At 59.6% G+C, this 13,472-nt stretch carries 13 protein-coding genes and 1 tRNA gene; 6 read left to right on the top strand and 8 right to left on the bottom strand.

From position 1 onward, the window contains the following. Window positions 1-40: 40 nt before the first annotated feature. Window positions 41-1,516, bottom strand: coding sequence for a TrkH family potassium uptake protein (locus ACFOOP_RS06840; RefSeq protein ID WP_379880138.1), 1,476 nt, complete (start codon window positions 1,514-1,516; stop codon window positions 41-43). Between the two features lie 40 nt (window positions 1,517-1,556). Next, entirely contained in the window at window positions 1,557-1,997 is a 441-nt protein-coding gene (gene apaG, locus ACFOOP_RS06845; RefSeq protein ID WP_379880140.1) for a Co2+/Mg2+ efflux protein ApaG, read from the bottom strand. Window positions 1,998-2,142: 145 nt separating this feature from the next. On the opposite strand from apaG, the gene ACFOOP_RS06850 reads away from it, so the two are divergent. Then, entirely contained in the window at window positions 2,143-3,240 is a 1,098-nt protein-coding gene (locus tag ACFOOP_RS06850) for a 2'-deoxycytidine 5'-triphosphate deaminase (RefSeq protein WP_379880141.1), read from the top strand. On the opposite strand, the gene ACFOOP_RS06855 is transcribed toward ACFOOP_RS06850, so the two are convergent. The 4 genes from ACFOOP_RS06855 to ACFOOP_RS06870 form a co-directional block, all read right to left on the bottom strand. Further along, entirely contained in the window at window positions 3,215-4,489 is a 1,275-nt protein-coding gene (locus tag ACFOOP_RS06855) for an MFS transporter (protein ID WP_379880142.1), read from the bottom strand. The two genes, ACFOOP_RS06850 and ACFOOP_RS06855, sit on opposite strands and share 26 nt — an antisense overlap. 761 nt (window positions 4,490-5,250) lie before the next feature. Further along, window positions 5,251-5,907, bottom strand: coding sequence for a DUF938 domain-containing protein (locus ACFOOP_RS06860; protein ID WP_379880143.1), 657 nt, complete (start codon window positions 5,905-5,907; stop codon window positions 5,251-5,253). A gap of 10 nt (window positions 5,908-5,917) precedes the next feature. Next, window positions 5,918-6,856 carry a radical SAM protein gene (locus ACFOOP_RS06865; RefSeq protein WP_379880144.1) on the bottom strand — a complete coding sequence of 313 codons (939 nt, stop codon included), beginning with the start codon at window positions 6,854-6,856 and terminating at the stop codon, window positions 5,918-5,920. A gap of 109 nt (window positions 6,857-6,965) precedes the next feature. Next, window positions 6,966-7,793: a lipid-binding SYLF domain-containing protein gene (locus ACFOOP_RS06870; protein ID WP_379880145.1), complete on the bottom strand. Its 828-nt coding sequence runs from the start codon at window positions 7,791-7,793 to the stop codon at window positions 6,966-6,968. A 253-nt stretch (window positions 7,794-8,046) separates the two neighbouring features. Between ACFOOP_RS06870 and ACFOOP_RS06875 the strand changes: the two genes are divergently transcribed. Then, window positions 8,047-8,120, top strand: a tRNA-Gly gene (locus tag ACFOOP_RS06875). A gap of 317 nt (window positions 8,121-8,437) precedes the next feature. Continuing rightward, window positions 8,438-9,238, top strand: coding sequence for an IclR family transcriptional regulator (locus ACFOOP_RS06880; RefSeq protein WP_379880146.1), 801 nt, complete (start codon window positions 8,438-8,440; stop codon window positions 9,236-9,238). 2 nt (window positions 9,239-9,240) lie between these two features. Here ACFOOP_RS06880 and gloB read toward each other — a convergent pair whose 3' ends face one another. Next, window positions 9,241-10,023: a hydroxyacylglutathione hydrolase gene (gene gloB, locus ACFOOP_RS06885; protein ID WP_379880147.1), complete on the bottom strand. Its 783-nt coding sequence runs from the start codon at window positions 10,021-10,023 to the stop codon at window positions 9,241-9,243. Between the two features lie 105 nt (window positions 10,024-10,128). Between gloB and ACFOOP_RS06890 the strand changes: the two genes are divergently transcribed. The 3 genes from ACFOOP_RS06890 to ACFOOP_RS06900 all read left to right on the top strand — a co-directional run bounded on the left by ACFOOP_RS06890 (window position 10,129) and on the right by ACFOOP_RS06900 (window position 12,958). Further along, a complete protein-coding gene (locus tag ACFOOP_RS06890) occupies window positions 10,129-10,872 on the top strand; it encodes a class I SAM-dependent methyltransferase (RefSeq protein ID WP_379880148.1) in 744 nt (247 codons plus the stop codon). Window positions 10,873-10,938: 66 nt separating this feature from the next. Beyond that, window positions 10,939-12,033 (top strand): histidinol-phosphate transaminase, encoded by a 1,095-nt coding sequence (gene hisC / locus ACFOOP_RS06895; RefSeq protein WP_379880150.1) that lies wholly within the window; start codon window positions 10,939-10,941, stop codon window positions 12,031-12,033. Next, window positions 12,026-12,958 carry a prephenate/arogenate dehydrogenase family protein gene (locus ACFOOP_RS06900; protein ID WP_379880151.1) on the top strand — a complete coding sequence of 311 codons (933 nt, stop codon included), beginning with the start codon at window positions 12,026-12,028 and terminating at the stop codon, window positions 12,956-12,958. The genes hisC and ACFOOP_RS06900 overlap by 8 nt, the downstream gene beginning before the upstream one ends. A gap of 15 nt (window positions 12,959-12,973) precedes the next feature. Here ACFOOP_RS06900 and ACFOOP_RS06905 read toward each other — a convergent pair whose 3' ends face one another. After that, complete coding sequence (locus tag ACFOOP_RS06905; protein WP_379880152.1) at window positions 12,974-13,447, bottom strand: RidA family protein; 474 nt, start codon at window positions 13,445-13,447, stop codon at window positions 12,974-12,976. Window positions 13,448-13,472: the final 25 nt, after the last annotated feature.

A 13,472-nucleotide genomic window follows, 5' to 3' on the forward strand; every position in this document is an offset into this window, starting at 1 on the left:
GAAAGTAAATTGGTCGGCTGCGCGAGGAACGCGTCGTTCCTCAACCCCGCCAGAATGCTGGCGAAAACAGGACAAGCACGGTGAAAAATTCGAGCCGGCCAAGCAGCATGCCGGCGGCCATGGCCCATTTTGCAGCGTCGGGCAGGGTCGCGAAATTGCCCGCCGGCCCGACAATATCGCCAAGCCCAGGGCCGACATTTGCGACCGCCGTGCCTGCCGAAGAAATCGCCGTCAGGGTGTCGAGGCCGAGCCCGGACAGAAACACGGCGAGCGTGGCGAAGATCGCGAAATAGACAAAGAAAAAGCTCAGCACCGAAACGAACACCTCATTGGTGAGCGGGTGTCCGTTATAGCGCGCCACGAAGACGCCATTCGGATGCGCCAGACGGCGCGCATAAAGCACCAACGCCGCGAGCGCGACCTGAAAGCGGAAGATTTTCATCCCGCAGGATGTCGAGCCGGCGCAACCGCCCACAAACATGATGCAGAAAAAGAAGGCGATCGCGAACGGGCCCCAGTCGTCATAGTCCGTTGTAGCGTAGCCGGTGCCCGTCAGAATTGAAACGACATTGAAAATCGCCATGCGAAAGGCCGTGAAAAGCCCCAGATGGCCGAAAGCCTCGATGACATCGACCATCACGGCAAGCGTCAGCACGAGGATGGTCAGGGCGAAAAAACGGATCTGACTGTCCGTGAACAGTCTTTTCCAGGCGCCGCGCATGATCACGATCAGGAAGATGCCGAACGGCAGGGAGCCAATCACCATAAACACGGTGATGACGAGATCCAGCGGCGCACGGCCCACGGTCAGGAATGCGCCGACGGAAGCGTCCTTGGTTGAAAAGCCGCCAGTGGAAATTGCTGTCAGCGCATGATTGAGCGCGTCGAAAGCGGGCATGCCAAAGCCCCAGAGCGCGATGAAACAGGCGATGGTGAAAAACACATAGATGCCGCTGAGGCCGAGCGAATATTGCGCGGCGTTGGCGATGAATTTTTCCGATGTGTCCCAGGCTTCGTTTTTGAAAATCTGCATGCCGCCGATTTTGAGCGCAGGTAAAACAGCGAAGGCCATGATGATGACGCCGACGCCGCCAAACCATTGCAGCATTGAGCGCCACAACAAAAAACCTGGCGGCGCATCGTCAAGACCGCTGACAACGGTCGAGCCTGTTGTGGTGATGCCGGACATCGCCTCGAAAAAAGCGTCCGTATAGGAAAGCTCCATCTCGCCAATCGCAAGCGGGATCGCGGAGAAGACGACAATCGCAAGCCAGCTCGCCGATGTCAGCAAAAAGCCTTCGCGCAGCGAAATGGTTTCGATCCGCCCCCAGCTCGCCGCCGCAGCGCCGCCGCCGATCAGGACAGACGCCGAGGCGCCGATAGCGAAAGCGGACCAGTCCGCGCGATGGACCTCCGCCGTGGCGATAAGGTCCGCAAACATGGGGATCAGCATCATCACGCCCAGCGCGGCTACAAGCGCGCCTGTAACCAGCAAGACGGGGCGGAAATTCAGCATGAATGGCGTTCGTCAGCGACGCCCGAAAGGGGGCAGGCTGCTAATGGACTTGGCGCATTTCATGGGGGCTGTCGAGGGAGAAAGCGGGGATATCGACGTCAAAGGTCTCGCCGCCGGCGGCCTCCATGCCGTAAGCGCCGACCATCAGGCCGGAAGGCGTCGCCAGCGGCGCGCCAGAGGTGTATTCAAACCCTTCGCCAGGGCGGATCACCGGTTGTTCACCGACCACGCCGTCACCTGCGACAATATCAGTCTGACCGCGTGAATCCGTGATCCGCCAGTAACGCGTGCGCAGTTGGACGGGCGTTTCGGATTCATTGTTAATGCGGACCGTATAGGCCCAGACATAGCGCGGTTCGTCGGGATCTGACTGGTCTTCGAGAAAGCGCGGGGTCACGCTGACGCGGATGCCCCGTGTCACGCTTTCATAGTTTTCGCCGCTGCGGTCTCCCCTCGACATCGCGCCGCCTTGCAACTCCATCACTATCCCCTTTTTTGCACAATCTATGCTGCGTCGTTGCAATGCGCCAGACAATGAATGCAAATTCAACGAGGCGGGGAAAAGCTGGCGGGGCGTGCACGCTAAAGCCCTTGCCATTGGCGCTTGTGGGAGGCAAACGGGCCCGATGACGGATGCACAGACACTGATGAACACGCTGGCGGATGGCGTGCTCGCGTCGCAGACGATCGCCACGCTGATGGATAGCGGCGTGATCGTTGGCGCTCACCCCTTCCGCTTGCAGCCGGCAAGCCTTGATCTCACCTTGTCGCCTCGCGCGTGGCGGGTGCGCGCTTCCTTTCTTCCCTCGCGGGCGCGGACAGTGGCCGCGCGCCTCGCCGATGGGCTCGCCATGCAGGAAATCGACCTTTCTGCAGGCGCCGTATTCGAGCGTGGCTGCGTTTACCTCGTAGAGTTGAATGAGAGGCTGGCGCTGCCCGAAGGGCTTGAAGGCGCCGCTAATCCGAAAAGCTCCACCGGCCGCATTGATGTGTTTGTGCGTCTTGTCACCGATCATGGCGCCGCCTTCGATGAAATTCCTGCGGGCTATGAGGGGCCGCTTTATGCGGAAATCAGTCCACGGACGTTTTCGATCCTCGCCCGCGCCGGGTCGAGCTTGAACCAGCTACGTCTCAAATATGGCGAGTACCGGCTTGATGATGCGGCATTGAGGCTGCTGAATGAGGCATCGCCGCTGGTCGAGGGGGCGGCGGATATCGCCGGCGGGCTCGGTCTGTCGGTGGCGCTGCGCGCGGGCGATGGGCTAGTCGGCTGGCGCGCTCGGCGCCATTCGGCGCTGATAGATGTCGACAAGGTTGGCGCGCTTGATGCGCAGGAGTTTTTTGAACCCATCGCGGCGCCGGCGTCAGGGTTTATTATTCTTGACCCTGATGAGTTTTATATTCTCGCCTCAAAGGAGGCGCTCGCCGTGCCGCCCGATTATGCGGCTGAGATGACGCCCATCAGCCCGGGCCTTGGCGAGTTTCGGGTGCATTATGCGGGGTTTTTCGATCCCGGGTTCGGGTGGAGCGGGACCGGCGCCAACGGGTCGCGCGGCGTGCTTGAGGTCCGCAGTCATGATGCGCCGTTTGTTCTTGAAGACGGCCAGCTTGTTGCGCGTCTGGTCTATGAGAAAATGTCGGCGCGCCCGGAACGGCTATACGGCGAGGCCGTGAAGTCAAACTATCAGGGCCAGGGGCTTAAACTGTCGAAGCATTTTCGCTGACGCCGTCTTCGTCGCTCTCTTCGTCATGCTCGCCGCGCGGATCGATTTCAAACACGGTCGGTGATGTGCGCGGCACCGAAACATAGGCTTCGCGGTTTTTCTGCGGCGCTGCGTCGCGAACAAGGATCCGGAAGAGGCCAAACACGACAAGCGCGCCGTAAATGACGCTGGTGTGAATGAAGAGCGCTTTGGGCCCGAATGCATTCATGACCATAGGCGCGATCACGGGGCCCGCGACGGCGCCCGCGCCATAAAGCCAGAGAAGCCCCGCGGCGAGGGTTACATATTCATGCGGTTCTGCGCGGTCATTGGCGTGGGCGACGCACAGGCCGAAAATCGGCATCGCCGTAAAGCCGAAAGCAAAGCCGCCGTAAAGCAGCATCTCACTGGAGGCGCCGCCAACCAGAGCCAGAAAAGCGCCCGCCGCAGAACACAAGCCCGCCGTCGCCACAACGACGATGCGCCGGTCAAGGCGATCGGAGATAAGGCCGAGCGGCATTTGCACCAGCGCCCCGGCGATGACGACCGTCGTCATGAAAATCGCGACGGTGGTGACGGGGTAGCCGAGCTCCTGGACATAGACGGCTCCAACCGCCCAAAAGGCCCCATTGGCGGCCCCGACGGCGAGGCATCCGACAGCGGCGAGGGAGGAGATGCGGAACAGCTTTCCGAGCTCGAGCTTGGCGCTGCTGATGGGGCGCGGCTGCGCCGAGGTGGTCATGGCGACCGGCACGAGCGCGAGCGAGATCAGGATCGAGACAATGGCGAACAGGGTGAAGGCAGTGGGCGCGGCGAGGGCGATCATCGCCTGGCCGATGGTCGCGGCCGACAGGTCCACCAGCCGGTAAACGGCGAGCGTGCGCCCGCGCTGTTCATTGTCGACGGCCTCGTTGATCCAGCTCTCGATGATCATATAGAGCCCGGCCAGCGCAAAGCCTGTGATCACGCGCAGGGCCAGCCAGAAGACGGGCTCGACGGCAAGCGCATAGGCGAGGGCGGCGGCTGAGGCGATGGAGGCGAGGGCGGTGAAGGCGCGGATGTGGCCCACACGCTTGACCATGGCCGGCGCGAACTGGCAGCCCGCCATGAAGCCCACGAAATAAGCGGACATGAGGAGGCCCACCAGCACCAGCGGGAAGCCTTCCATATTGCCGCGAACGGATAGGAGCGTCCCCTGGAGGCCATTGCCGACGATGAGGAAAAAGGCCGCGATCAACAGGGCGGCAAGGGTGCGGATGGTCCGGGCCATGTGGGGCCCTATACAGGTCTTTGACCGTCGACGCATAGGGGGCGCCTGTCAGAGAATAGGTTCTGCGCCAGGCTAAAAGCATACGATTTTAAGCGCAGGCTGGGACTCCAAGCCGACGAATGCGCAAAAATGCGCATAAGAAAAAAGGGCGACGCTTGCGCGACGCCCTTTCTTCCCGCTTTCGCGGAAATCCGGAGCACACCCCAATCCAGTGAGAATTCAGATGCTCTCCAGTGCGACTGTTAAATACAGACGTTGCCGCCAATATCTCCAACCGCTAGACCTTTCGGGCGCACAACTCGGGTCGTGGCTGCCGGCAATTTGCGTTTCGCCATGTCCGCCGCCATGCGTCCTTCAGATCCGCGCCGCCTTTTCCAACGCGCCAGCTTGCGCTGTCGCATGACATTGACGTCGCGCGCCGATTTACAGCTTGCCCGCTGTTCACGGCGATGCCAGTCCCCCGGTTCACGATCTGCCTTTCGGCGTTTCGTTCAGGGGCGGACCGCTCAGGTCCGGCCACGCGCGACAAATCCCACCTATCGGTTTTGTCCTGTCCGGTATGCTTCTGAGCGTCGCATCCGGGCTAGCGCATCATTCCGTTTGCTCGTTCCACCCTCAGCTAGGTATGTGCTGTGAATGGCCAATAGAGCCGCGAAACAAGATCAGGATACCGAAGAATTGACATTCGTCGAATCATTCTTTTCCACATTCTTTCGCCTGGGGCTGTGGGGAAAAGAAGGGGCTGATTCAGATTGGATTTGTCAGTTTTTCCGAAAGATGACGGAGAAATTGTTGGCCGGCATTTCCACAGCCTGATCAAGGGTGAGGAAATTTTTCCGGGCAAGCGGCACGATGTCGTTTTCCAGATCGCGCACGCCCCAGTCGGGGTTTCGCGATTTAAGACTGCGATCAAAGGCGTCGTTCGACGGCGCGGTGTGGACGCCCATTCTGGAAAATGGTCCGTAAAGAAACAGTTTCCCGCCGGGCCGCAACAGTCTTCCTGCGCCGGTGAACAATCCTTCCGCCGCTGTAAAGGGGGCGATGTGGATCATGTTGATGGAGACAACGCCTTCGTAAGCGGCGGCGAGACTTGCGTCCCAGTTCTCCGCTGTAACATCGATTGCATGGGGTCCGTGAAGATTGCCCAGCTTTGCGTCGGCGATCCATGCCGCGATGGAGGCTCTCGCCGTTTCATCCGGGTCGCCCGTGAACCACCTGACCTGCGGCAAGGCTGCGGCGAGATGAACGGCATGTTCGCCCGTGCCGCCGCCGACTTCGAGGATTTCTCCTTCCTGGGGCATGGTTTGCACAAACACATCGCGAATGTTGTCGCGGTTGCGGGCTGCCGACGGCGAATACATTTTTGCGCCTTCTGCGGCGCGTTGTTCGAGGGCGGTTTCTTTTGGCGGTGTGGTCATTGTCCGTGCCTTAGCCTGAACAGCTTGCGCCGCCAAGAACGCAAAACTGGGCGCAGAAAGGATGGTTGAGCCGCACCGGCGCCGCCGCTTCGGCGAGGCTCGCGCCCATTTCAAACTGTGCGTCATAGGGAAGGAGCGTGCAGGATAGAACGGCGGGCCTCTCCGCGCCCTTGCGTTTCACGAGCATGCGTGAATTGGCGCACATCACCTCCGCAGGGTCTTTACCAAGGATCGACCAGCAGGCGGTGGTGATTTCGGGAACCTCTTTTACCGGGTCCATTTCCGGAAATATAACAAGCTGCGCCAGGTCTTGTGCATCGAGGGAAAGACCGCGTTCAGCAAACAGGGCGGAAAACCCTGCGCGCAATTCCCCGTCGCTTTCTCCACTGAGGCTGCGTCCGGCGATGGTTATCGCAAAACCGTTTTCATCAAGCCATTTGACGCCAGCCATGCCCGCCTCGAAGGCGCCGGACCCGCGTTCCATGTCATGGCTCTCCGCTGAATAATGATCGAGGCTGACCCGCAAGGTCAGGAGGCGGCCAAACCGGTCGCGAAGGTTGAGCAAGCCCTCGCGGATTTTCGGACGCATCATGGGGCGCATGGCATTGGTGAGGATCAGGCTTTCAAAGCCCCGGGAAAGCGCCGCATCGGCTATGGCGATCATCTCCGGATTCATAAACGGCTCGCCGCCAGTAAAGCCGATCTCCCGCGCGTTCATGGCGCGCGCTTCATCCAGAAAGGGGATGATATCAGCCGCCGTCAGATAAACCAGGCGGTCATTTGTCGGTGAAGACTCGATGTAACAATGCGTGCATTCAACATTGCAAAGCGTGCCGGTATTCACCCAGAGCGTGTCGAGGGTGACAAACGGAACCGCAGCGCGCGGCTCGCCCTTGGCGGTGATATCGGGATGCTGAAATTTTTTGGGCGCGGGCTGTTCGCCGTCCATATGCGTCTCTTTTTGAATAGCGCGCCAGCATGAACGAAAACACCCGCCGGGAGCAACCGGCGGGTGTTTCGGCTTTGATCACAAGAGGATCAATTCTATGTCAGAAATCCTAGTTGTTGTCGTCGATATCGCCAATCGGGGCGCCCCAGACAGCGTCATCTTCGTATTCCGGCTCTTCCGGTAAAGGTTCGCCAGTCACCGGATCGACGCGCGCCGGTTGCACTGGCGCCATCATTGTAGGTTGCGCGCCGGGCTGGTCGCGATGGGCGAGGGCCCAGACCGCGTTTTGCAAAACCGCGGACTGCGGTTGCGAAACTTTCTCGCGATAGATGATGTCAGCAGGCGTGACATTCGCCTGATAGTAATCCTGGTTCCAGCTGTGGCGCGCTTTCAGGATGGCGCCCTCAAGGCTGACGCCGCCGTAAAGGCCGCGCGAGCGGGAAAAGGCGAGGACATCCACTGTTTGCGCTTTTGCGCCGGCGCCAATTGGCCCGGCGGCGAGCGACAGGTCCGCGCCGAGCTTCACGGTCGTCGACAGGAGATGTTCCATGCCGCGCTGTGTCATCACCAGAAGCACGGTTTCAGAGCCTTCAAGGCCGGCCTGGAAGCCGAAGGAAATTGAACCGATGGTGAGGAATGTCGGTTCCGACCAGCTTCCGTCTTCATTGCGGGCGATCATGACTGCATTGCCGCCCGACGCGCCGAGAATAAAACCGCCGCGAATGGATTTCGGGACGATGACCATGGCCTTGGCGTCATCCGCCATTTCCCATAGGGGTTCAAAAGCGCTGTCATTGGCGAAATAACTCACCGTGTCCGCCGCATCGACCACCAATTCGGCGGCTTTTTCCGCCTTGGGCTTGGCTGCGGCCGGGGCGATCGCCACCAGAAGCGCTGCGCCAACTGCGCCAAAAATACCTGCTAGCCGTTTCCACATGACCGGCCTCCTTTCAAAATCCCGAACTTTCTGGAAAACGGCATGGGGCCATTTTCGTTCCGGGCCTTAGATAAACCTGTTCGCGCGGGCTAAAAGATGGCGTCGCACGGTTTCGGAAATGAATTCTTGGTGAGTTTCGCCTGCGAGGTCTAGGCTCTTTCGGACCCGAACTGGCTGGAAAACGCCTGCTTGACCTTTTCCTGCGCCGGGGCGAAATGAACACCGCCGGATTGCCAATGCTAGGAACTGGCTGGCGGGTGTAGCTCAATGGTAGAGCAGAAGCTTCCCAAGCTTACGACGAGGGTTCGATTCCCTTCACCCGCTCCATTTTATGATTACTCACAACAGGCGCGAAGCCTGCATCATAATTTTTATCTATACTTGAAAATATAAGCAGTGCGGGATGGTGCTAGTGTCGGTAACATTTGTTGCCGCAGCGCAAAATTCATTCCGTATTGCAGAATAATAAAAATTTTCAGTTTCTGAACTTATCCTGTATTGTAATATTATTCTAGGTATTCGGAATCCGAATGACTGGAATCCATGCGTGCTTCCGGGGGGGCGCCCGCACCAAATTTGAAAAAAGCCATCAGGGAGGCCGCCGATGTTGTGTTCCTCCCAAAGGAGCAATTTGCGGGGAATTCATGACGAAAACAGAGAGTGAAACGGCCTCCGGCGTTAAGTCAGTCAGTCAAGCGATCAATATTTTGAATGTGGTGGCCCAGATGGACGGGCCTGTGTCGTTGAAGGAGATTGCGGCGCGAGCCGGCGTCGCGCCGAGTAAAGCCCACCGGTATTTGCAGAGTCTTTGCGCCTGCGGTTTTCTGAATCAGGCGGCGAAATCGGGCGCCTATGATCTCGGCATGGAGACATTGCGGCTCGGTTTGGCGGCGATTAACCGGGTCGACATCGTCAACCGCGCAGGCGAAGCCCTGGCGAAGCTTACTGACGAAACCGCCGCCGACAGTTTCCTGACCGTTTGGGCTGACAGCGGTCCGACAATTGTCCGCTTTGAGCGATCGAAACGGCCGACAATGGCGATGTTGGGGGCAGGGGTTTCAATCCCGATTCTCACCTCGGCGACAGGAATGGTGTTCCTGGCGTTCGGCCACCGTGACCGCATCGAAGACGTTGTCCGGCGCCAGACGAAAGATAATTTTGATGCTGCGATGAAAGAGGTTTCGGCCAGGGTCGAGGATATTCGCAAGGCTGGATATGCTTATTCCGTCGGCTTAATCATGCCTGGAAGGCAGTGTATCGCCGCCCCCGTCATGTCTTATGATGACAAAGTCATTTCGGCGGTCTCTCTGGTCTCGCTCGATCAGGATATTATCAACCCTGACAGCGAAGCGGTGAAAGCCATGCTTGATTTCTGCCGAAAATATTCCGTCAGGAAGCGCGGCTATGCTGAAGAAACCCTGATCGAAAAACGCATCGCGGTTTAAGGTCAGAAATTATCTTTAAGACGCCTCGTCTCTGCAAAGGCGTCAACCGGCTTTGCCCCCGCCATCTTGATGGCGGCTTGAAGCGCAGGCTCGCCAGCACGCAGGAATGGATTGGTGGCGCGCTCCAGCGCAACGGTCGTCGGCACCGTCGGCGTGTTATTCGCGCGCAGCGCATCGACATCTGCTGATCGTTTTTTCAATTCGTCATTTTCCGGATCGACCGACAGCGCAAAAGCGGCGTTGGCTTGCGTGTATTCATGGGCGCAATAAAGTTTCGTTTCCGGCGGGAGAGCGGCGATCATCGACAGGGATGACCACATTTGCTCCGCGGTTCCTTCAAAAAGCCGGCCGCAGCCCATGGTGAAAATCGTGTCGCCGACAAACGCCGCGCGGTCATCGGCGAAATAATAGACGATATGCCCAAGCGTATGTCCCGGCGTTGTATGAACGCTCGCTTTTGACGCGCCGAGCATGATGTCGTCGCCTTCGCCCACGGGTTGATCGATACCGGGGATTTTGTCCGCCTCACCCTTCGGGCCGATGATCGTGCAGCCCCATTTTTCCTTTAGCGCGAGATTGCCGCCCACATGGTCCCAGTGGTGATGCGTGTTGAGAATATGCGTGAGTTTCCAGCCGGCCGCATCCAGCTCGCAGTTGATGGCTTCGGCGTCCGGCGTGTCGATGGCCGCCGTCGCGCCTGTCTCCCGGTCATGGACAAGATAGCCGTAATTGTCCGAAAGGCAGGCAAACTGGCGAATATCCATGGGCATGAGGGTGTCTTTCATTCACGAGGTGCGGGCAGATGGCGCGGGCGTCATTGACGCCGGATTAAGACCGCCAGCATAACAATCGCAAAGGCCCGGCGCAAAATCACCAGGGCGGGACGTTTCATGCGCACAGACATTCTCGATTTTCACGATTTCTACCAGTCGCCGCTGGGGCGCACGGCGCGTGACTTCATTTCCGGCCGTCTTGTGGAAATCTGGGGCGATGGCGCCGGGCTCGCCATTGCCGGTTTTGGCTACGCCAATCCCTATCTCGAACTTTTCACCGGCGCGCGCGCCCGCTTTGCGCTGGCGCCCGGGGGGCAGGGCGTCATCCGCTGGCCGCATGGTGAGGCGAATGCGGCGAGCCTCGTCGCGGAGCATGAATGGCCTATTCCCGACGCCAGTCTCGACCGCGTGCTGATTGTTCACGGCCTTGAAGAAGCGCCGCAGCCCCAGCGTCTTATGCGTGAGATATGGCGCGTCCTCAAAGACGATGGCCGGGTGATCATTGTCGCCGCGCACCGTCGCGGCCTGTGGTCGGTCATCGACACGACGCCTTTCGCCGCGGGGCGCCCTTATCACAAGCGCCGCCTGCAGGGGCTGCTGCGCGACGCAATATTCCGGCCGACGGTCTGGAACGCGGCGTTATTTTTTCCGCCCTTCCGGTCGACATTATTGCTGCGGGCCGCGCGGGCGTGGGAGCGCGCAGGGGCGCGGCTCTGGCCAGGGCTTGGCGGCGTTTTGATGCTGGAGGCCGAAAAGGACATGCTCGCGCCTGTCGGCCTTGTCCGCCGAGAAGGCGCGCGCGCGCTCCGACCCGCCATCGCAGCGCCCCAGCCGACCCGGCGGGATACGGCGCCGCGATAGCCTTGGTTGCCAGCGCGGGCGTCCCGCCGCTATATCGCGGGCGGTGCAAGTATAGGATTTCACGTCATGGCGCTCCCGCAGCCGCGTCCCGGCATTATGGACATCAAACCCTACACGCCCGGCGCATCGCAAGCGCCCGGCGCCATGGAGATCCATAAGCTGTCTTCGAACGAGTCCGCCCTCGGGGCGAGCCCGAAGGCGATCGCGGCCTACAGGGACGCGGCCGACAAGCTCTTTCTTTATCCTGAAGGCGCGTCGGTGCAGTTGCGCGAGAAAATCGGCGAGGTGCACGGGCTCGATCCGTCCCGGATTATTTGCGGCGCCGGCTCCGATGAAATTCTCCAGCTTCTGACCCACGCCTATGTGGGCGAAGGCGACAATATCATTATGAGCGCGCATGGCTTTGTGGTTTACGCCATTGCCGCGCTGTCCGTCGGCGCAGAGCCCCGCTATGCGCCGGAAAAAAATCTGACCGGCGATGTTGAGGCGATGCTCGGCCTGGTGGACGAAAAAACCCGGATCGTTTTCATCGCCAATCCCAACAATCCCACAGGCACCTATCTGACAGATACGGCGCTGCGTCATCTGCGCGAAAATCTGCGCGAGGATATTCTGTTGGTTATCGACGCCGCCTATGCGGAGTTCGTTGACGAGGGTGATTATGCAAACGGCGCGGCGCTGGTCGATGATTATCCCAATGTGGTCATGACCCGCACTTTCTCGAAAATTTACGGACTTGCGGCGTTGCGACTCGGTTGGGCCTATTGCCCGCCTTTGATCGCCGATGCGCTCAATCGCATTAGAGGGCCGTTCAACGTCTCCACGGCGGCGCAGGCGGCGGGCGTTGCGGCGGTTGAAGATCAGGACTTTGTCCGGCGGAATTTCGAACATAACCGGGCGGAGCGGGACTATCTGCAACAACAGATCGGCGGTCTCGGGCTGGAATTCGTTCCGAGCCATGGCAATTTCATTCTGGTGAAGTTTCCCGAAGAACCCGGCAGGAACGCGGATGACGTTCTTTCCTATTTGAAATCGAACGGCGTTATCGTGCGCGATATGGGCTCTTATGGCCTCGGCGCCTATTTACGCGTCAGCGTCGGCCCGAAAGCTGGCAATCGTAAATTCATCGAGCTTTTGGAAAAGAAATTCTCCCGTGACTGATTCTGTTAAATTCAACCGCGCCTGCGTCATCGGCGTCGGCCTGATCGGCTCTTCGCTCGCGCACGCCATGCGCACCGCCGCTCTTGTCGATGAGATTATTGGCGTCGACCGCGACGCGGACGTGATTGCGCGCGCGCAAAAGCTCGGCGTCATCGACAAGGGTGAGACCGATCTTGTCAAAGGCGTCAAAGGCGCCGATCTCATCATTGTTTCGACGCCCGTCGGCGCCATTGGCGCCGTCGCGGCGGAACTCGCTAGCGCCGCCGATGATGGCGCGCTCATTATCGATGTTGGCTCGGTGAAAGGCGTCGCGCTCGATGCCGCGAAGGCGATGCCCGAGCGGGTTCATTTCGTGCCGTGCCATCCGGTTGCGGGCACGGAGCAATCAGGCCCGGAAGCGGGCTTTGCCAGCCTCTTTCATGACCGCTGGTGCATTCTGACGCCGGCCCCGCGCGATGATGACGCTTATAAAGCGGCGGTCGACAAAGCCGCGGCGCTGTGGTCGGGCGTCGGCGCCAAGGTCGAGATCATGACCGCTGAGCATCATGACCTCGCGCTCGCCGTCACCAGCCACCTGCCACACTTGATTGCCTTCACGATTGTCGGCGCCGCTGATGATGTGGAATCGGTCGCCGCCGGAGAGATTGTGAAATATTCCGCCGGCGGTTTCCGCGACTTTACCCGTATCGCCGCCTCCGACCCGGTTATGTGGCGCGACGTCTTTCTGAATAACAAGGAAGCGGTGCTGGAAGTCCTTGGCCGGTTTTCAGAAGAACTTGCGGTGATGCAGCGCGCGATCCGTTGGGGCGACGGCCAGGCGCTGGAAGACGCTTTCACCCGCGTGCGCGGTCTGCGCAAGGCAATCGTCGAGGCGGGACAGGAAAGCGCCGCGCCGAATTTCGGGCGGGACGACAAGCCGCGCTAAGCGCCGCCCCGCGCTCTATTCAGCTTTGTCCGGCATGACGGCGATGATTTTGATCTCCGTGATTGCCTCGGGCGAGAACAGCCGGTCAACATCAATGGCAGTCCATGCAGGGTAGGGCGCTTTGATGAACTCGTCCTTTACATCCGCAAACGGATAAATCTGAGCGTCGATATCGGTATGGAACGTCGTGATATCCACCACGTCGTCCCAGCTTGCGCCTGCCTCCTTGAGAACGGCGCCCGCTTCCTCGAACGCAGCGCGAAACGCAGTTGACATGGCTTCCTTGTCGACCTCGCCGCCTGTGGTGATGTCATAGTCGGGAACGGACGCCATGACGCCGGCAAGATAAAGCTGATTGCCGACCTTCACGGCGGGATTGTAATGGTACAGCTCAACGATTTCTTCAAAACCCTCCGGAACCACAGCTTCTTTTACCGGGGCCGCCGCGGCTGCGCCTGCGAGAAGAATTGAAGCGAAATAGTGAATCATGAAGCCCCCAAATAAAATTGTTCAC

It is taken from the genome of Hyphococcus aureus (assembly GCF_042643165.1).
GTDB lineage: Bacteria > Pseudomonadota > Alphaproteobacteria > Caulobacterales > Parvularculaceae > Hyphococcus > Hyphococcus aureus.